We start from the raw sequence: 16,791 nt of genomic DNA, 5'->3' as shown, positions 1-16,791 counted from the left end.
TCTGTTCTGCCGAAACGGAAATACTACGGCGAGTGCCCGTCGAGAGGTGAACCACCGTGTGTTTTAGTCCGATTGGTGCACCGTCACCATGAACCCGCGGACACGGCAAAGCCGGTGGCCCTCGCCCCGAGGGGCGTGGTCCACCGGCTCGTCAGACCGGTGCTACTTGACCTTGAGGGTGGCCTTGACCACCGTCTTCGGGTCGGATGCGCAGAAGAAGGAGATGTCGTAGGTGCCACCACTCTTGACGTGGGTGAGCTTGGCGGTGCCGACGAGGGTGCCGCGCTTGCCGGAGACCAGTTCCGTGACCCCGATCGGGGACCGTTCCTTGGAACCCTTGCTGATGGGCGCTCCCTCGGCCGTTCCGCCCTTCTTGGTGTTCCGGCAACCGCGCAGGAACAGTGCCACGGTCTGATCGGTGCGCGCGGTCCTGGGTACCAGCGCCGCCCTCGGGCCCGGCTTGGCCGAGGCGGAAGGCGACGGCGTGGCGGTCGGCGACGGTGCCGCGGTCGGTGACGGCGTGGCGGTGGCGGTCGGCGTCGGCGTGGCGGTGGGGCTGTTGGCCGAGACCGCCGCCGAGGTGGTCAGGCCCAGTACGGCACCTGCTGCCACCGTAATGGCTGTGATCTTCACCGGACGCATGGGTTCGCTCCCTTCCGGCACGACCTGGCTGGCATCGCGTACCGACGGCCGCGCCTGCCTCCCTCCGACGGTAGGGAGGCGCCCGACCGGCCGCGATCCGCGCTGGGCCGACCGGGTGATGCGTCAGTGTTCGGTCCCCCCGGAAACCCGCAGGTCGGTGCGGTGGTTGGCGGCGGCGGCGAGCAGCGCGCGCAGTCCGTTGGCGACGGCGACGGCGGGCAGTGACGGCACCGCCCGGTCCAGGACCTGCTCCGGCAGCGCGGGTACGTGGACGAAGCCGCCGCGCACGGCCGGGTACCGGGCGGTCAGCAGGTGTATCAGGGCGAAGTAGTGCTGGCCAGAGCAGGCGGTGCGATCGACCGAAACCGGTCAGCCTGGCCACCACACCGTCGGCCGGGTGATGGCATGCCGCCCGGGCGCCGGGCACCGCGTGCCTGGGTGAGCCCCCCGCGGCGGGCAGCAGCCGGGCGACGGCCCTCATCGTGCGGACGAAGGGCCCCGGAGCCAGGCTCTTCAGTGCCATGCCCACGTCTCGACGTGCCGGCGGGCACCGTGGCCGGCGCGGTGGGTGACACTCTGCATGACTGTTGACCAGGTCAGGGCCGGTCGGGGTGTGCGAGTGCGCTCTCGTCGAGGCGGGCGTGCAGTTCGCCGACGTCGGGATGGACTTCGAGGGCACCCGCGGCCCGCAGGGCGTGTTCGCCGAAGCCGCCGGAGAGCACCGCGATGCAGGGCACGTGGGCCTGGGCGGCGGCCTGGATATCCCACACCGTGTCGCCAACGAACAGCGCCTGATCGCTTACGACGCCCACCTTGGCCAGAGCGGCGTGGACGAGGTCCGGGGCGGGCTTGCTGGCATCCACGTCGTCGGCGCAGGTCGCGGCAGTGATGGCGTCGTCGGCGTCCAGGACGCGACGCATGACCTCAAGGTCCCGCGCGGTGGCGGAGGAGGCGAGCACGATCTTCCAGCCTCGCCCGGCCAGGTCGCGCAGCAGGTCCCCCGCACCGTCGAAGGCCCGCAAGGTGGGCCAGTAGCACGCGAACAATACCTGGTGCGCCTGGTCGATCGCCGCGTCCTGCTCACGGTCGCGGTCCTCGTCGAGGAGGTGATCCAGCAGCTGGTCGCCGCCCATGCCGACCGCACCGTGGATGCGTGCCATCGGCGGGGTGTGCCCGAATTGCGCGAGCGCCTCCGCCCAGGCCATGGTGTGCAGATAGCTGGTGTCGAGGAGTGTCCCATCGACGTCGAAGAGCGCCGCACTCGCCATCTCACGGTCTTCCTTCCAACTCACTGGATCCCCGCTGGCCTTGACGCTATGGCCATCTGGGACTTTGCGCACCGTCGGATTTCCCGGGCCACCGCCCAGCCAGGGCATTGTGGAGTGTTCGTGGGTGGACCGGATCGGCCGACTGGCGGATGCGACCGTGGTTGCACGGTGAAGGACAGAGCGGGAAGCAGTGTGGGCGACAGTGCGGGAGCGGTGCTGCCAGCAGCTGGACGCGCGAATCGCGCCGCCCCGCCGACGCGTTGTCCCGTCAGGACGGCGGGTCAAGGCGGGAGCACTCGGGCCGGACCATCAGCGCCCAGAGTTCGACGCCCCCGACCCGCGCGGCGCCACCCTGCGACCGGGGCGGGTGGTCAGGTGATTCAGCGCAGGAGAACGGCGCAGACAGTACGCCGCGATGTCGCGCACCCTGATGCCGGGATCGCGGGCGATCTGCACCAGAACGCGGGCGTGGTTCGTCAAGAAGGTCCACTGCTGACATGCTGCGCGGGATAGCGGAGCTGTGGGGCATGTGGCGCGGCAACGGCCGGCAGGGGATGGACCTGGAGACCACCGCCATGCTCTGCGCAGAGCTTGAGGGGTTCGCTGACCAGCTCGATGTCGAGTGCATCGCGGCAGCCGATCCACAGGCGCAAGCGTAAACACCGACCCGGACGTGTGGTGGCGGGCGGCGTACGGTTCCATGGGGGAAGATCCGCACGCCGCCGTTGCCTGCTGCCGACAGGTACCCGTGCAACGAGCACCCGCGCGCCAGGACACGGGCCCGCCCTCCGTCCCCGACCTGAGGCCGCGGTTTCCACGCTTTCTTCCGCCAGTACTACAACCTGCGCGCCCTCCTCAGGCGCATCGACCTCGCACTCGGCTTCCTCACCGCCCTGCCCGACTACCCGCTGCGCAGCCAGGCCAGCCATACCGACTTCGTGCGACTGCCTTGTACACCGCCGTGGGACGCGCCGGCCTTCGCCCTGCGCAGCCCCGCCTTCAAGGCCCGGGCTGCCCGTCCCCTCGCTGACGTGCGCCTGCCCGCCGTCTACGACACCCTCGGCGACATCACCTGCGACTTCCTCCACTGTCGACGGTCACGTTATTCACGTGACCGCTGACAGTTTCGAGTACTGATCCGCAGCCGCATCGGTGAACCTGCCGCGTGCTGTACAGCGGGGTGTGTCGAATATGTCAGCGGGCGCGGCGTCGACCGCCGTGGCGGAGCCGGACTGCGGAGATGGCCAGCGCGAGGATCAGCACGGCGACGCCGATGAACAGCAGGTAGAGCAGGCCCTTGGCGACGGCGCCGATGATGCCGAGCACGATCGCCACGATGATCAAGAAAAGCACCCAGGCCATTTTCTTCGGTCTCCTTCGCGGGTGCCGGGTTCTTATCGGCGCGCCAGGCGCCGTTCGCCGCCCGCGCCCGGCGCGTAGTCAAGCTCGTAGTGGGCGAAGACGGTCGCCTCGTCCTCGGCTGGCAGCTCGCCGTCAGTGTCGATCGCCAGTGCCTTCTTGACCTGGCTCTTGGGGTGGGCAACCCGCAGATAGCCTGGGCCGACCCTCGCGTCGGCGAGAGGGACGAACACCAGGCGGCGGCGCGTTGGCAGCCCGACTGTGACAGTGGCGAACAAGGGCCGGTCGGTCACGGTGTCCACGTAGATGGACTCCAGCGTGCCGATCCTGTGGCGATCGACATCGACCACGTCGTGGCCGCGCCATTCCCGGATGTCATCCGCTTCGAACATCAGAAACCTCCGAGGTTGTGGGCATCTCCCATCCTCCTACCAGGGTCACCGCCGCGCCCGCGCGGTGCGCCGAACCGAGCGCATCGGCGCGGCTGGGGGCCGCCCTGTGGTGGGGGCGCCACTGGTCGCCAAGGCGACCAGCTCACCGACCGCCTCCTCGCCCATCTGCCCCGCGACTACGCGCTCCTCTTCGGCCGGCGCCGACCTCACCACCGCCGCCTGACGAAGACATCCAGGACTCCCGTTCAGCGGCTCTACGGCCTCCCGTCCGGCGAGCCGGCCACGACCAGGCTGCTTTCCGAGGGCGCCGGACTGGTGATCCGCGTACAGCTCCGCCAGGCCGCGGCAGTGTGCGCGGGTCCATGCGCAGGCATCACCTTGGCCGAGCAGCTGACCGCCGGACTCGCCCACGAGCTCGCTGCCCTGCGCAATCTCGACTACGGCGGCAGCCAGGCACTGGACCCGGCCGTCCGGGTGCTGAACGAACGGGCGGTCACCATCGAGGTGAACTGGGACCGCTACGACCGCTCAGGCACCGAGTTCCAGCGCCCCCGCGGGCTCTACCTCCTCGCCCGCACACCGGACGACTGGCGAATCACCACCTCGGCGGTCCTGACCGGCTGAACCGGCACCAGCGGACCGGCAGACACCCAAACCCGGCCTCGCGAAGACCGGCGGCCCGGACCGCGGCCTTCGACACCGCCCGGCTCACCGAACGCCGAGCGGCGGGCGGTGTGGGCTGACGAGTACTGGGCCAAGCTGTCCGGCGAGGATCGAGTCGGAGAGGAGTTCGGCGGTCACCAGAAGGGTGGCGTCGGCCGGCTCCGGGTAGGTGTTCAGCTGCCAGTTGGCCAGGGCGAGGCGGGTGAAGGCGAGGTCTTCCTGGGGCTTTCGGCCCTCACACGCCTTTCCCGCTATGGCGCGTGGGGCTTTCACCGGGCGCTGCGGTGTGTACGCATCGTCGCATGGGGGTGCGGTGGCGCAGAGCCTCGGGCAGGGTCGGAAATACCTGGAACACGGTGTCGGTCTGGGTGATCTCTAGTACCCGTTGTGCCTGCGGGCTGGGGGCGGTAAGCACGAGGGGAACGCCCATGGCGCGTGCAGCGCGGCGAGTGGTGAGCAGCGTGTTGAGGGCGCTGGTGGTGAACAGGTCGACGGCGTGCAGGTCTATCGCGAGAAGTTCGGGGTGCCGGGCGAGGACCTGGCGCAGTTCGTGGCGCAGGTCCCGTTCGTTGTCCATGTGGGCGTAGCCGGCAATGGAGTAGACCCAGGCGTCGCCGATGCGGCTGAGGGACGTTTTGAGGTCCGGGGTGAGCATGGTGTGCCCTCCGGTCGGCCCGAGGAAAGGTGCCCTGCGACGAGAGGGCCGGTGTCGCCGCGGCGGGCGTCGTGCGAGGGGCGTGCTTCAGGGGTGGGGCCTGCCAGGGGCGGGAGTCGCTGGCAGCGAGGTAGGCCGCGAGGCCGGTGACCGCGTGACGGACTGTGCGGCGCAGCGGTTCGACGTGACACGCGCCCAGACTGTCGCGGGTGAGGTTGTCATCCATGGTGACCTCGTCGCGCGGGGAACGCGGTTCGCGAACCCTGACTTGGCCCTTCAACCATTCGCTCCCGGATCAATCCATGTCAACGGTTGCACGGATTATTTTTCGTGCATGTGACTGCGTGAATCGGCGGTCGTAAGCTGGAGCCATGGACGAGTGCCCCGAGGCGGCGCGGCGGTGGACCTTCTTGACGAACCACGCCCGCGTGCTGGTGCAGATCGCCCGCGACCCCGGCATTAGGGTGCGCGACATCGCGGCGCGCTGCCTGCTGACCGAGCGGGCCGTCCAACGGATAATCGTCGACCTCGAAGAGGACGGCTACCTGACCCACGAACGCACTGGCCGCAGCAACCACTACCACGTCCAGGCCGCCAAGCAACTGCGCCACCCGGCCGACTCCGGCCCTAACGTCGCCGAACTCCTGGCAGTTCTCCTGCGCTGAGACCGCCCGGACCGCCAACCCCACACGGGAGACGGCAACCGCGCGCGGATCTCCCCCTGGGCATCCCAGAAGTACGCCCGATCACAGGTGGCCGGGACATTGCGGCAGCCGCCGGTGGCCGGTAAGGCGGCAGGTCACTGAAGGACCAAGGAGGACCTGATGTCGACAGGGACGCTCATCGCGATCATCGTGCCGGTCGTGGTCGTGCTGCTCCTGATCGCCGGGGCGTTGTGGGTCGTGGCTCGCCGCCGCCGGTTGCGGGAACGGTTCGGCCCCGAGTACGAGCGCACCGTCCGCAGCGCGGGCAGCCGACTGGCCGCCGAGCAGGAACTGCGCCGCCGCGAGCAGCGCCACCAGAAGTTGGAGATCAAACCGCTGGCACCCGCCACCAGACAGCGCTACAACCAGGACTGGACGCAGGTGCAGCAGGAGTTCGTCGACCGTCCCGGTGAGGCCGTGCGGCGGGCCGATGACCTGGTCACCGCGCTTATGCAGGAGCGCGGCTACCCCACCGAGGACTACGAACAGCGGCTGCGTGACCTGTCCGTCGAGCACGCGAACACCCTGAAGCACTACCGCGCCGCGCATGCGGTCAACGCGCAGGCCGGCCGCGATGGCGCGACCACCGAAGAACTCCGGGGAGCGATGGTGCACTACCGCGCGCTGTTCACGGCGCTTCTGGATGGCGGGCACCCGGCGGGGGACGACGATTCGCCACGGAGGTGAGAGATGAAACCGCTGCACTACAACGACAAGGGCCGGATGACGACTGAGGACATCGCCGCCACCGGTACCCAGAACGAGGAAGCAGACACCAGCGGAACACAGCCCGCGCAGTCAGGTGCCATGGATCCACCCGGAACGACACCCGAGACCACGTCCGACGCGCGGGAGGAACGGCCCGTCTACCCGGGCGAGGCCACCGGCGAGAGACCGGATGCAGAGAGCCGGCGGGCGGCGACGCCTCCCGACGACACGACCGTGGAAGGAGACGACACGACCGTGGAAGGAGAGGCCGCCGATCGCGGCGCGGCCGACCAGGAGGACGAGGAACCGCTGCTGCCACCGGCCCACGCGCAGGAGCTGCACACCCGCTGGCAGCAGGTACAGACTCGCTTCGTCGACGACCCCCGGGAGGCAGTTCACACCGCCGACGAACTGGTCGCCGACCTCATGCGGCGACTGGCCGAATCCTTCGCCGACCGCAAGCAGCGGCTCGAGAGTCAGTGGAACCGGGGCGACACGGTCGACACCGAGGAGCTGCGGCTCGCGCTGCAGAAGTACCGCAGCTTCTTCAATCGCCTGCTGCGCAGCTGAACACACTCCTGATCATTCGCGAAAAGATCTGAACCTTCGGAGGCCACCGTGATCGTCATTGGAGTGATCCTCCTCATCATCGGCTTCGTCACCGGCATCTCGATCCTATGGACCATCGGCATCATCCTGGCCGTTATCGGCCTGGTTCTCTGGCTCTTCGGCGCGGTGGGCCACGGTATCGCCGGACGGCGGCACTACTGGTAGCCCGACTCGGCTGGCCGAGCCCTCCTCGCCGACACCGTCCAGCACAGCAGCGCGCTCCATCATGTCGATCTCGGGTGCGGTGGGACCGACTCGGCCGGCACCCGATCAGCAGTGTCCTGGCGGACAGGGGACTCCCGCAGCAGGCGGTGCAAGGTGACGCGTGGGACATCCGTGATCGGCGTGCCCACCGCCTTCGCCAGCGCCGGCCGGCCATCAGGGACGGCGGGCCCACGGAAAGGTAAAGCCGTAGGCTGACGTCGTGGCCCTGGTCCGGATCGAGCGCCTGTCGCGGCTGCCCGCCGACGAGGTGTGGCGGCGGCTCACCGACTGGGAACGGCATGCGCAGCTGGTGCCGTTCACGGGGATCACCGTGACCACACCGCCGCCGACCGGGGTGGGCACGCTCTTCGTAGCCCGCACCGGAGTCGGCCGCGTGCACTTCGACGACCCGATGGAGGTCGTTCGTTGGCAGCCGCCCACGGGGGAGCGTCCGGGGCATTGCCGCCTGGAGAAGCGGGGCTCCACCGTCGCGGGGTGGGCCGAGATCGAGGCGCGTCCGCACGACGCAGGGTCGTCGGTCCTGTGGTGCGAGGAGATCCGGCTGCAGAAGCTGCCCCACGTGGTCGATCCGCTGACGCTCGTCGCCGCGCGCCTGCTCTTCGGCCGTGTGATCACCGGTCTGCTGCGTGGTGAGCCCGCCGTCGCCGGGCCAGCGCACGCGCCGGGAACCGACGGGTACGGGCGCCGTAGGCACAGCCCGGAGTGACCGGGTGGGAGGAGGGATGAGGCAGACGCCCAGCACGCGGCGGGGGTGCCTCGTCCCCGGTCGGCTCCGCCCCGAGGCGGTTGCCGGTGGTGCGCGGCTGCGCTTCGAGGGCTGGATCGCCGGTTTCGGGACCTCCTGCGGCACCCGCGTGGTGCTGGGGCACTGGGCGCGATCGCCGTTCGGGCCGTTCAGTGACGTGATGCTCGAGCGAGCGAACGGGGAGCGTCTGCTCCTGGCCCCCACCCGGGAGGTCGGGGACTTCCTGGCCGACACCTACCGGTTCGAGGAGGTGCGCGTGGCACCGGTCGTGGTCGACATCGCGGGGGACGACTGGGCCGTCCAAGCCCCGGCGTTGGACGCGCGCTTCACCGTCGGACGGCGAGGCCGGCTCGGGCTGCTACTGCGCTCCGTGCCCGCTCCGCTCGCCACCCGTCCCCTGTGGTGCGCCCTGGTGGACTTTCCCGCACGTCTGTCACCGGGCGTGCGGACGTGCGGACGGACCCGCGGGGGCCGTCGCGAGTGGTACGGCGTGCAGGACCTCCGACCGATCACCACGGCCGCGGCCGTCTTCGAGGGAGGGGATCTGGGGATGCTCCGGCCGGTGGAGCCCCCGGTGCGTTTCGGCTTCGGTTCCACCCCTCGCAGACCTGCCCTGGTGCGGGTCGCTACAACGGTGGAAATCGCGGTCTGAGGGGTGGAGGTCTGTCGCCACCGTAGTGGGCTCCCCGGACCCCGGTCCAGCTGGCGCTGCGCCTGGGGCGAGGCAGGTTCCTGGGGTCGGGGCTGTAGCCGAGGCTTTTGTCGCGGGTGAGGGTGTCCACGATGGGGGTCGGGCCGCAGAGGAAGAGGTGGGTGTCCGGGGGAAGCGGCCCCCCGAGGATGGTGATCCGGTAGACAGAGGGGCGGCCGTGGGGCCGGCTGTGCACGGGGTGGACGGCGAGCTTGGGCAGACGTTCGGCGGCCGCGGTGAGTTCGGGCAGGAAGACGGTGCCGGCTTCGCCCGGGTGCAGAAGAACAGGTCGACGTAGTCGGGGATGGGTGGCGCCGGTGTGGTGAGCCAGCGATCCGGACGGTGGCCTCCGAACTCCCCACAAGCCGACCACCACCGCCTGCCCCACGTCAGTGCGCGGAGTCTGAGGTGGCTCTTCCCCGGGCGCCAGGCTGGCCAGCTCATGGCGGCGCGGACCCTTCAGACGATCCTGAGGTCATGTCAGGTCGGCCGGTTGTTCGGTGGCGTGGCCTGGGGACTGCCCGGATCGGGGTCGGGCAGCGGCCGGGTGGGTTGGGCGAGGTGGTGGCGTAGGGCGTCGAGCCGGGCGAGGTGGGTGTCGAGGGCGGCGTTGACGGTGCTCGTGGTGGCGGCGGCTCGTGCTTTGAGGTCGTGGATCCGGTCCAGAAGGTCCTGCCAGCGCTTCTCGGCGGCGGCGACGGGGTCAGGCGCGGCGTCGGTTGCTGTCATCGCGGAGCTGGGTGGTGTGGTGCGTGAGGCCGTCGAGGCGGGTGGCGAGGTCGCCCTGGCCGGTGCCGAGGTGGGGGCGGACGGCGGCGAGGGGCTTTATGAGGTCGGCGGGGTCGGTAGTGCCGAGGGCGGCGGTGAGGGCTGCCTGGGCGGAGTGGGCGCTGGGGGCGAGTGCGGTCGTGGCGATCCGGGCGGCCAGGACGCGCAGCTCAGCGGCGTTGTCGCGGGCCCAGGCGGCCACGGTGCGCTCGGCGGCGCGGCGGTCGCGGACGGCCTTGACGCGTTCCGCACCGGTCCCTGCGGTGTGGCGGGTGGTTCCGGCGGGGCGTAGGCGCAGGTAGCGGTTCTCGGCGGCCTGGCGGCTGGCGACGCCCATGGGGTGGGCGAGGTCGGCCCAGGTGGCGCCGGCGTTGCGGGCGTTCTCCACGAGGCCGGCTTCCCAGCCGGCGAGCTGGGTGCGCAGTTCGCGCAGCAGCACCAAGGCGGCCAGCGCCTGTCCGGGGCCGGCTTCCTCGGGGCCTTGGGCGCCGGGCGGGGTGTTGTCGGGGGTTTGGGCGGTGCGGACGGCGGCGTGGATGGTGGCCAGGGCCGCGGCGGCGGCGAGGAAGGAGGTCGGTTCGACGGGCGTCTTCGGTTTGCCGGCGGGCTTCGGAGGCTTCTCACGCATGTTGTCACTCTAACGATGACTGTCGACGTTTGTCATCGGATGGATGACGTGTTAGAACGGTGTCAGGTGAAAGCGCACTGGCACCCTTTGATCCCACCTGGAGGTGTTTCGCGATGCTGTTGCGCACCGACCCGTTCCGCGAGCTGGACCGTCTGAGCCAGCAGTTCCCCGGTACGAGCGGCACGTGGTCCCGTCCCACGCCGATGCCGCTGGACGCGTACCGCGCGGGCGAGGAGTACGTGATCTGCTTCGACCTGCCCGGGGTAGACCCGGAGGCGATCGACATCGACGTCGAGCGGAACATGGTGACCGTCAAGTCCGAGCGCCGGCCGCGCCACCAGGGTGAGGACGTGAAGTGGGAGCTGTCCGAGCGCCCGCTCGGCGTCTTCTCGCGCCAGGTCATGCTCTCCGACACCCTCGACCCCGAGGGCATCACCGCCGACTACGACGCGGGCGTGCTGACCCTCAAGATCCCGGTGGCGGAGAAGGCCAAACCTCGCAAGGTTGCCGTCGGCCACAGCAGCACCCGCAAGCAGATCCAGGCCTGACCCGCCCCTCCGATGCCGTCCCGCATCGCCCCGAGATCCCCCCGACGGGGCGGCGCGGGACACCCCAGCCACCGTCACTGCCCGAGTCGGCCCGCCGCGCGCGGGCCGGCCGGACAGCGAGCAGCCCCATGCAGGACCACGGCCCGGTTCCGCTCACGGTGCGGGCGCGCGGCGAGATCGACCTCGCCACCGCCGCCTCGCACCCGCGCCGGAAGCTGGCCCGCGCTGGCCGAGCATCGCGAGGTGGTGCTCGACCTGTCGAAGGTGACCTTCATGGACTGCGCGGGCCTGGCCATTGTCGTCCAGGCCCGCAACCTGGCCGACCGCACCGATGCCCGCCTCGTCCTGCATGGGGTCGCCCACCCCGTGGCCAGGCTGCTCCGCCCTCATCGGCCTTACCGGCCGCCTGGCCACGGCCCTGACCGCACCTTCAGGCGACAGCCCGGGGCCGTTCCGTTCCTCGCCCGGAAGGAGAATCCGCGGTGACGCTTCGATGGGAGGCGTTCTTGGACCAGGTCCAAGAACGCGGCGAATACGACACACCCGAGGGAGCCGAACGCGCCGCCCGCGTCGTGCTGGCCCTGCTCGGCGCCCACCTCGTGGGCCAGGTCCGCGCGGACCTGGCCGCCCGCCTGCCCGAGGCCATGGCCCTGATCCTGCTCAATCCCCTTCAGGCCGCCGAACCGCTCGATCCCGAGCGGTTCGTGCGCGCCACCGCCGCCTGGATCGAGGGCGCCACCGAGACCACCGCCCTGTGGGACATCGGCGCCGTCCTGTCCACCGTCGCCGACGCCGCCGGCGACGATCTCATGGACCGCGTCCTGTTCCAGCTCCCGCCCGGCTACGACCTTCTCTTCGGCCGCCCACGGGCCGGCCACCGCCCCTGACCTCGACGCCGGGTCGGTGAGCAGAACCGCACCGTCGCCGCCGACCGCGGGATCACGCCCCGCCGCACCCTTGACCCGCACCCCTGACCCGCCCCGCCGCACCCCTGCCCGCGCTGCCGCGCCGACCGCGCTGCCCAACCCCGGAAGGCCACCCGCCATGACCCGCTACCGCCGCCTTCTCCAGCAGGTCCGCACCGGCGGCCACAGGCGAAGCGCCCCCAGCGCGGGCCCACGACACCGGTCCGCAGGGCCCGTCCGGCAGGGCCAGCGGCGGCCACACAGCGGAGACGTACACCGGCGGAAAAGGCCGCCTCACCCGACTTCGGACGACTGACCGGCTCGGCCGCCTCCGGCCCCACGCCGCCGACTCGAATCCAATCGATACCCCGACCGCGCTGCTGGCGGCCGCAGTGAGTGCCAGCGGCGACGGGAGGCAAGGCCGAGGACTTCACACGTCAGCCGCCCGGAACTGGTCTGTTCGGTGGCGCCCGGGTTCCACGAGGCGCCCGGGTGGGCAGGGCTGCGGTATGACAGTTTCCTCGAGTAAACGCCGCTTCCATCGCCGCCCCGCTACGCCCCCCGTTCCTCCATCCGCTGCTCCGGTCCGGGGCCAGGGGCCACCTGCCTCAACTCGGCTGACAGGTGACGTCGGGTGCTGCCGGACCTGGTCCAGCGAGCACCTGACGCCCAGCGGGATGGTTGTCTGCACGACCTGGCACGAGCCCGCGTGCAGGACCTGGGACCGGCGGTGACCTCCAGGGGGGCGAGCCCAGGATGACGATGGTCCGCACCCGCAGCTGTCATGCCCCGCCGGAGCGACACGCCGCCGTGGCTGGCCAGTCTCGGTGCCGTCGCGTGTGCGGGAAGTGGTGAGGTGAAGTGGATCGAAGAGACGCGCCCGGAGATGTTGGCCTGTGCCGAATGCGGAGGAAATCGGTCCCTACACCGGAAAACCGGACAGAGCCAGGCTGGTAGATGGAGACGTTCATCGACCCTAATGGCGATGGTCAAGGCTCGGCGATCTTGAAATGAGTGAGAAAGTCGTGTGCGGGAGAACTGCATGCACGGCCTACTTCACTTGAAACGGCGGAGACTGGAAACGGAGCATCACGCCACCGCGCCATGCCTTGTGCAAATGCGCAGGCCCGGCTCGCGGGCGCCCACGGCGAGGGTCCCCGCGCTGCATGGTGCAGCAGCACCCAAGGGCCGACAGTACCGAGGGCTACCCGTGTTCACCCAGGTAGGCCGTACACGCCGGGCACCTGGCGGTCGTGCCTGCCAGCTTTTCCGGGTACCAGGTGGTGCCGGCATGCGTGGAGCACCGGGCCATGATGGCCATACCCGCGGTGGGTTGTCCGCACAAGGTGGCCGGCCCAGGCTCATGGGACCTCGGACTCTCCGGCAGAGCGGCGTGGAGCATGCCGAGGCTCTGGAACTGGTGCGGGGCGTTGAGCACGATGATGTCCATGCCTTCAGCCCCACCAATCCGAGACGTCGGACTCCGGCTTCTGCTTCCCGGCCTCCATCGCGGCATGGTCGGATTCGAGAAGCACGTTCAACGCGGCTGCCGCGGCCTCGGCGACCGGCACCACCGCGTGGACCGTGTCGAAGGCCCCCCGCTGGTCACCGTGTTCCCAGCACTTCAGGGCCCTGGCGGAGAGGTCCCTGAGCCGGGTGAGTTTCATGAATGCCACGACCGGAAGCGGTGCGTCGGCGCAAGAGTCAGTCACATGACAATCGTCCGCCCACGCAACCGACCAACCAAGATCATCAGCGCACCGGTCGGGCGGAGGAGTCGTTCATATCGGTCCTCCAGTCACTCTGACTGGCCATGGGCTACGACGTGCACATCACGCGGCACGAGAACTGGCGGGATGAAGGGGGCGAAGACAAGCCGGGACGCGGCGCAGGCGTACTGTTCTGGCCGCAGCCCACCCGGAACCCTGCCGAAGCCGTCAGCATCGCCCCGCACTACCGCACCGCTCCCACCAACCCGCCGACCAAGGCTCTACAAGAGTCCCCTTAACTCCGTCCCTCGCGTTTGTGCTTGCCAGTCCGTCCTCATCGGCGGTGGCGACCGCCGCGCCGGCTGGCGGCCAGGATCACCCCCGGCGCCGGGAGGAAGAGCCGGGCCACCTCGTGGCCCAGGTTCACGCCGATCGCGAGGGCCATCGCTGTGGCCGTGGCGCGGCCGACGCCGTTGAGCCCGGCCTCGGGTTCGCCCCGGACGAAGGCGATCAGCCCGAAGTAGAGCACCGACCCGGGCAGCAGCGGCCCGATCGCCGCGGTCACGAACGGCAGCGCGGGGCTGCCCCCGAACCGGGCCATGAGCTGTCCGGACAGGCCCACCAGCATCGCGGCGAAGCCGGTGGCCATGATGGGTTCAATGCCCGCATGCACCAGCTCGCCGTACGTCGACCAGCCTGCCGCGCTGTTGACGAGGACGGCCGGCAGCGTGGCTGGCTCGGTGTTGAGCAGGACCGCGAAGAACAGGGTGAGCAGGACCGCCGCCGTCAACTGGAGCGCTGGGTTCCAGGAGGAGGGGACGCTCTGGGCCATCAGGTCCGCGCCGTTGTTGACGCCGACGTAGAGGACGATCATCACCCCGACGACGACGCCTGCCATGAGGTACAGCGCTTCCAGCAGCCGGGCGGCGGCGGTGAGGTAGAAGCCCGCGAGGCCGTCCTGGATCGCAGCCACCATGGGCCAGCCGGGCAGGAGCGGGTAGAGTCCTCCGGCGATCACCACGGACCCGCGCAGGTGCAGCTGGTTGAAGGACATCAGGATGCCGACGACCGCGGCCGGTGTCGCGGCCATGGCGATCCGGTAGAACTCCGGCAGGTCGTGCCGCCCGACCAGCGCCGACAGCCGGTCACCCGCCACGGCCGCGACGACGGCGCACACGAACACCAGCCAGGCGCGGGCGTCGGCGCGCCCGCCGACCAGCAGCGTCGCGGAGCCCGCCAGCAGGCCGGCGGCCAGCGCGGGGAGCCAGCCGGGGTAGCGGTGGCAGTCCCGCTGCACGACCGTCAGCCGCTGGTGGGCGGCATCCACGCGCAGTCCACCGACGGTGATCTCGGTGACCAGCCGGAAGAGCGCGGCCAGCAGCGCGCAGTCCTCGGCGGGGCGGCGCACGGAGCGTTCGGCCGTCACCGTCGGCTCGCCGGGGCCCGGCTGGTAAGAGATCGCGACCCGGGTGAAGGTGACCTGCGGGTCGCAGGACCGGGCCCGGTAGGTCCACGCGACCGCGAACATGGCCGCCTCGACGTCCTCCGCGGCCTCACCACAGGCCAGCATCAACTCTCCCACCCGCAGGGCCAGGCCGAGGGCGGAGGCCAGCTCCTCGGGCCCCGGCTCGTCCTCGCGGGCGCCGTCGTCGACGGGCGGGCGGGCGGTGGTCGGCATGCGCAGCAACGGCAGCATCCGGTCCGGCCACGGGACCGTGCCGTCGAATTCGGAGCCGTCGTCCTCCGTTCCGGGGGCGACCGCGCATTCGATGGCAGGCGCCGGTCCGATCGGCGGGCGCTCGCAGGCGGGGACGTCTTCCCGGGCCCCGCCAGGGTGCCCCTGCGAGGGCACGTGCGGGCCCGTCAGGCCGTCGGTCTCGGCTCCCGCGCCGAACTGCTCGTGTTCCGGCATCGTCGCTCCTTGCACCACCCCCACTGGCCGCTTTGCGTACCCATTTGACTACCCTCAGTGTCAATGCGTGAACATCGCGCCAGGAGCGCGGGAACCGTGCGCGCCCGGGCTTCGTGTGAGGGCGGCACGCCGGGCGCTCGTGCGATCGGACGAAGACCGGCTCCCAGAAGTGGATGCAGCCCTCCCCTGGGCATGCGTGGTGTCATGGTGCAGATCGGATACACGATGATGACGGAACAGCGGGCCCCCCGAGACCTCGTCTCCGACGTGATGCTCGCCGAACGGGCGGGCTTCGACTTCTCGGTGGTCTCGGACCACTACTTTCCGTGGCTGGAGGAGCAGGGCCACGCTCCCTACGCCTGGGCGGTGTTGGGAGCAGCCGCGCAGGCCACGTCCCGCGTCCCGCTGATGACGTACGTGACGTGCCCGACATTCCGCTACCACCCCGTGGTAGTGGCGCAGAAGGCGGCGACGCTCCAGCTGCTGTCCGAGGGCCGCTTCCGGCTGGGGCTCGGCAGCGGGGAGAACCTCAACGAGCACGTGGTGGGCCGTGGCTGGCCGGCGGCGTCGGTGCGGTTGGAGATGTTCGCTGAGGCCGTGGAGATCATCCGCGCGCTGTTCGAGGGTGGGTACGTGACGCGGCACTGGAAGCACTTTGACGTGGTCGGGGCCCGGCTGTGGGACCTCCCGGACCAGCCGCCGCCGATCGGGATGGCGGTGTCGGGCCCGGCGTCGTGCGCACTGGCCGGAAGGCTCGCCGACCTCGCGATCGCCGTCGAGCCAGACGCGGAACTGGTCTCGGGCTTCGCGGAGCACGGCGGCGCCGGCAAGCCCGCGGTGGGTCAGTTGCCGGTGTGCTGGGACCGCGACCGGGAAGCGGCCGTGCGCCGTGCCCACGAGCAGTTCCGCTGGTTCGGCGGCGGTTGGAAGGTCAACGCCGAACTGCCGGGCACCGGCGGGTTCGCGGCGGCCGCCCGTTTCGTCCGGCGCGAGGACGTCGCCGAGGCGATTCCCTGCGGCGACCGGGTCGAGGACTTCGTCGAGGCCGTGCGGCCCTTCGTCGACGCCGGGTTCGGTGAGGTCGCCCTCGTGCAGGTGGGAGGGGACAGCCAGCCCGCCTTCCTGGAGTGGGCCGAGGAGGTCCTACTGCCGGCGCTGCGCGGGGCGTTCTGACACGTACGACGCCTGGCCTGGCACGGGCGCGCAAACTGGCTGTGCCGGGGTACACGGGTGGACACATCGCCAAGTCGAGGAGGTCGACCCAGCGCGCGGAGCGGGCCGGCAGGGCCGACGCGCCCCCTTATCCACCTGGACCTGGAGCAGCTCGTGCTGCGCCTCCGCGGGGCGCAGTGCGGGCGCCAGGGCGGCGGTGGCGAGGACCTCGGCCGCCTGGGGTTCTCGGCGTTGTCGCCCTACTGCCACCGCCAGATGCTCGGCGCGATCCGCTACCTCGTCGACAAATCCGGCCGTACATCCTCACCGGGGTCGTCCTGGTCGGCCTGACGAGTGCCACCGCGCTCTGGAACCTCCGTCACGGGATGCCGCAGCCCGGCGAACCGCTCGACTTCTGTCCCAGGCAGGCCGGTCTGCCCGGCCTGGTTGTCCCCGAGGTGCGCGGCGGGGGAAGCCCGCGGGCGGCCGGCCCGCATCGGTGGCGGTG

Annotated in this window: 24 protein-coding genes and 1 pseudogene; 13 read left to right on the top strand and 12 right to left on the bottom strand. The window is 70.7% G+C overall.

Going from position 1 to position 16,791, the window contains the following annotated elements:
* Nucleotides 1-162: 162 nt before the first annotated feature.
* The 4 genes and pseudogenes from ACZ5ON_RS20275 to ACZ5ON_RS20260 form a co-directional block, all read right to left on the bottom strand.
* On the bottom strand, nucleotides 163-642 hold the full coding sequence (locus ACZ5ON_RS20275; RefSeq protein WP_465594169.1) for a hypothetical protein: 480 nt from the start codon (nucleotides 640-642) through the stop codon (nucleotides 163-165).
* A gap of 123 nt (nucleotides 643-765) precedes the next feature.
* The gene (locus ACZ5ON_RS20270) at nucleotides 766-960 is read right to left on the bottom strand and encodes a pyroglutamyl-peptidase I family protein (RefSeq protein WP_465594390.1); all 195 of its coding nucleotides are present in this window, start codon (nucleotides 958-960) and stop codon (nucleotides 766-768) included.
* A gap of 278 nt (nucleotides 961-1,238) precedes the next feature.
* Complete coding sequence (locus ACZ5ON_RS20265) at nucleotides 1,239-1,910, bottom strand: HAD family hydrolase (protein WP_465594166.1); 672 nt, start codon at nucleotides 1,908-1,910, stop codon at nucleotides 1,239-1,241.
* A gap of 402 nt (nucleotides 1,911-2,312) precedes the next feature.
* A pseudogene (locus ACZ5ON_RS20260) lies at nucleotides 2,313-2,390 on the bottom strand (AsnC family transcriptional regulator); the annotation flags it as partial.
* A 17-nt stretch (nucleotides 2,391-2,407) separates the two neighbouring features.
* Between ACZ5ON_RS20260 and ACZ5ON_RS20255 the strand changes: the two are divergent.
* Nucleotides 2,408-2,569, top strand: coding sequence for a DUF6213 family protein (locus ACZ5ON_RS20255; protein ID WP_465594163.1), 162 nt, complete (start codon nucleotides 2,408-2,410; stop codon nucleotides 2,567-2,569).
* A 535-nt stretch (nucleotides 2,570-3,104) separates the two neighbouring features.
* Here the strand turns inward: ACZ5ON_RS20255 and ACZ5ON_RS20250 are convergent.
* Nucleotides 3,105-3,272 (bottom strand): hypothetical protein, encoded by a 168-nt coding sequence (locus ACZ5ON_RS20250; protein WP_465594160.1) that lies wholly within the window; start codon nucleotides 3,270-3,272, stop codon nucleotides 3,105-3,107.
* A gap of 32 nt (nucleotides 3,273-3,304) precedes the next feature.
* On the bottom strand, nucleotides 3,305-3,661 hold the full coding sequence (locus ACZ5ON_RS20245; protein ID WP_465594157.1) for a PRC-barrel domain-containing protein: 357 nt from the start codon (nucleotides 3,659-3,661) through the stop codon (nucleotides 3,305-3,307).
* A 378-nt stretch (nucleotides 3,662-4,039) separates the two neighbouring features.
* Between ACZ5ON_RS20245 and ACZ5ON_RS20240 the strand changes: the two genes are divergently transcribed.
* Nucleotides 4,040-4,285, top strand: coding sequence for a DUF6841 family protein (locus tag ACZ5ON_RS20240; protein ID WP_465594154.1), 246 nt, complete (start codon nucleotides 4,040-4,042; stop codon nucleotides 4,283-4,285).
* Nucleotides 4,286-4,369: 84 nt separating this feature from the next.
* On the opposite strand, the gene ACZ5ON_RS20235 is transcribed toward ACZ5ON_RS20240, so the two are convergent.
* Nucleotides 4,370-4,597 carry a hypothetical protein gene (locus ACZ5ON_RS20235; protein WP_465594151.1) on the bottom strand — a complete coding sequence of 76 codons (228 nt, stop codon included), beginning with the start codon at nucleotides 4,595-4,597 and terminating at the stop codon, nucleotides 4,370-4,372.
* The gene (locus ACZ5ON_RS20230) at nucleotides 4,560-4,979 is read right to left on the bottom strand and encodes an STAS domain-containing protein (RefSeq protein ID WP_465594148.1); all 420 of its coding nucleotides are present in this window, start codon (nucleotides 4,977-4,979) and stop codon (nucleotides 4,560-4,562) included. Before ACZ5ON_RS20230 ends, ACZ5ON_RS20235 begins: the two co-directional genes overlap by 38 nt.
* Before the next feature lie 371 nt (nucleotides 4,980-5,350).
* On the opposite strand from ACZ5ON_RS20230, the gene ACZ5ON_RS20225 reads away from it, so the two are divergent.
* The 6 genes from ACZ5ON_RS20225 to ACZ5ON_RS20200 all read left to right on the top strand — a co-directional run bounded on the left by ACZ5ON_RS20225 (nucleotide 5,351) and on the right by ACZ5ON_RS20200 (nucleotide 8,622).
* Nucleotides 5,351-5,644, top strand: a complete 294-nt coding sequence (locus tag ACZ5ON_RS20225) for a helix-turn-helix transcriptional regulator (protein WP_465594145.1) — start codon at nucleotides 5,351-5,353, stop codon at nucleotides 5,642-5,644.
* A 159-nt stretch (nucleotides 5,645-5,803) separates the two neighbouring features.
* Nucleotides 5,804-6,370, top strand: a complete 567-nt coding sequence (locus ACZ5ON_RS20220) for a hypothetical protein (RefSeq protein ID WP_465594142.1) — start codon at nucleotides 5,804-5,806, stop codon at nucleotides 6,368-6,370.
* A 3-nt stretch (nucleotides 6,371-6,373) separates the two neighbouring features.
* Nucleotides 6,374-6,961 (top strand): hypothetical protein, encoded by a 588-nt coding sequence (locus ACZ5ON_RS20215; protein ID WP_465594139.1) that lies wholly within the window; start codon nucleotides 6,374-6,376, stop codon nucleotides 6,959-6,961.
* A 48-nt stretch (nucleotides 6,962-7,009) separates the two neighbouring features.
* Nucleotides 7,010-7,165, top strand: coding sequence for a DUF6131 family protein (locus ACZ5ON_RS20210; protein WP_465594136.1), 156 nt, complete (start codon nucleotides 7,010-7,012; stop codon nucleotides 7,163-7,165).
* Between the two features lie 259 nt (nucleotides 7,166-7,424).
* Nucleotides 7,425-7,931, top strand: a complete 507-nt coding sequence (locus ACZ5ON_RS20205) for an SRPBCC family protein (RefSeq protein WP_465594133.1) — start codon at nucleotides 7,425-7,427, stop codon at nucleotides 7,929-7,931.
* A gap of 16 nt (nucleotides 7,932-7,947) precedes the next feature.
* Complete coding sequence (locus ACZ5ON_RS20200; RefSeq protein WP_465594130.1) at nucleotides 7,948-8,622, top strand: hypothetical protein; 675 nt, start codon at nucleotides 7,948-7,950, stop codon at nucleotides 8,620-8,622.
* 519 nt (nucleotides 8,623-9,141) lie between these two features.
* Here the strand turns inward: ACZ5ON_RS20200 and ACZ5ON_RS20195 are convergent.
* Together ACZ5ON_RS20195 and ACZ5ON_RS20190 are read right to left on the bottom strand one after the other, a co-directional pair.
* On the bottom strand, nucleotides 9,142-9,390 hold the full coding sequence (locus tag ACZ5ON_RS20195; protein ID WP_465594127.1) for a hypothetical protein: 249 nt from the start codon (nucleotides 9,388-9,390) through the stop codon (nucleotides 9,142-9,144).
* Nucleotides 9,365-10,057: a type III effector protein gene (locus ACZ5ON_RS20190; protein ID WP_465594124.1), complete on the bottom strand. Its 693-nt coding sequence runs from the start codon at nucleotides 10,055-10,057 to the stop codon at nucleotides 9,365-9,367. The genes ACZ5ON_RS20195 and ACZ5ON_RS20190 overlap by 26 nt, the downstream gene beginning before the upstream one ends.
* A 113-nt stretch (nucleotides 10,058-10,170) precedes the next feature.
* Between ACZ5ON_RS20190 and ACZ5ON_RS20185 the strand changes: the two genes are divergently transcribed.
* From ACZ5ON_RS20185 to ACZ5ON_RS20175, 3 genes are read left to right on the top strand one after another with little or no spacing between them, the layout of a single operon-like run.
* A complete protein-coding gene (locus ACZ5ON_RS20185; RefSeq protein WP_465594121.1) occupies nucleotides 10,171-10,605 on the top strand; it encodes an Hsp20/alpha crystallin family protein in 435 nt (144 codons plus the stop codon).
* Nucleotides 10,606-10,617: 12 nt separating this feature from the next.
* A complete protein-coding gene (locus tag ACZ5ON_RS20180) occupies nucleotides 10,618-11,091 on the top strand; it encodes an STAS domain-containing protein (RefSeq protein ID WP_465594118.1) in 474 nt (157 codons plus the stop codon).
* The gene (locus ACZ5ON_RS20175) at nucleotides 11,088-11,492 is read left to right on the top strand and encodes a DUF2267 domain-containing protein (protein ID WP_465594115.1); all 405 of its coding nucleotides are present in this window, start codon (nucleotides 11,088-11,090) and stop codon (nucleotides 11,490-11,492) included. The genes ACZ5ON_RS20180 and ACZ5ON_RS20175 overlap by 4 nt, the downstream gene beginning before the upstream one ends.
* A 1,472-nt stretch (nucleotides 11,493-12,964) precedes the next feature.
* Here the strand turns inward: ACZ5ON_RS20175 and ACZ5ON_RS20170 are convergent.
* Both ACZ5ON_RS20170 and ACZ5ON_RS20165 read right to left on the bottom strand, forming a co-directional pair.
* Entirely contained in the window at nucleotides 12,965-13,186 is a 222-nt protein-coding gene (locus ACZ5ON_RS20170; protein ID WP_465594112.1) for a hypothetical protein, read from the bottom strand.
* 367 nt (nucleotides 13,187-13,553) lie between these two features.
* Complete coding sequence (locus ACZ5ON_RS20165) at nucleotides 13,554-15,131, bottom strand: threonine/serine exporter family protein (RefSeq protein WP_465594109.1); 1,578 nt, start codon at nucleotides 15,129-15,131, stop codon at nucleotides 13,554-13,556.
* A gap of 204 nt (nucleotides 15,132-15,335) precedes the next feature.
* Between ACZ5ON_RS20165 and ACZ5ON_RS20160 the strand changes: the two genes are divergently transcribed.
* Nucleotides 15,336-16,304, top strand: coding sequence for an LLM class F420-dependent oxidoreductase (locus tag ACZ5ON_RS20160; RefSeq protein ID WP_465594106.1), 969 nt, complete (start codon nucleotides 15,336-15,338; stop codon nucleotides 16,302-16,304).
* A 153-nt stretch (nucleotides 16,305-16,457) separates the two neighbouring features.
* Nucleotides 16,458-16,634, top strand: a complete 177-nt coding sequence (locus ACZ5ON_RS20155) for a hypothetical protein (protein ID WP_465594104.1) — start codon at nucleotides 16,458-16,460, stop codon at nucleotides 16,632-16,634.
* The last annotated feature ends 157 nt before the right edge of the window (nucleotides 16,635-16,791 follow it).

The organism is Kitasatospora sp. NPDC032150 (assembly GCF_055579945.1).
The sequence above is the reverse complement of the archived record's forward strand: the minus strand, read 5'-3'. Positions and strand labels throughout refer to the sequence as shown.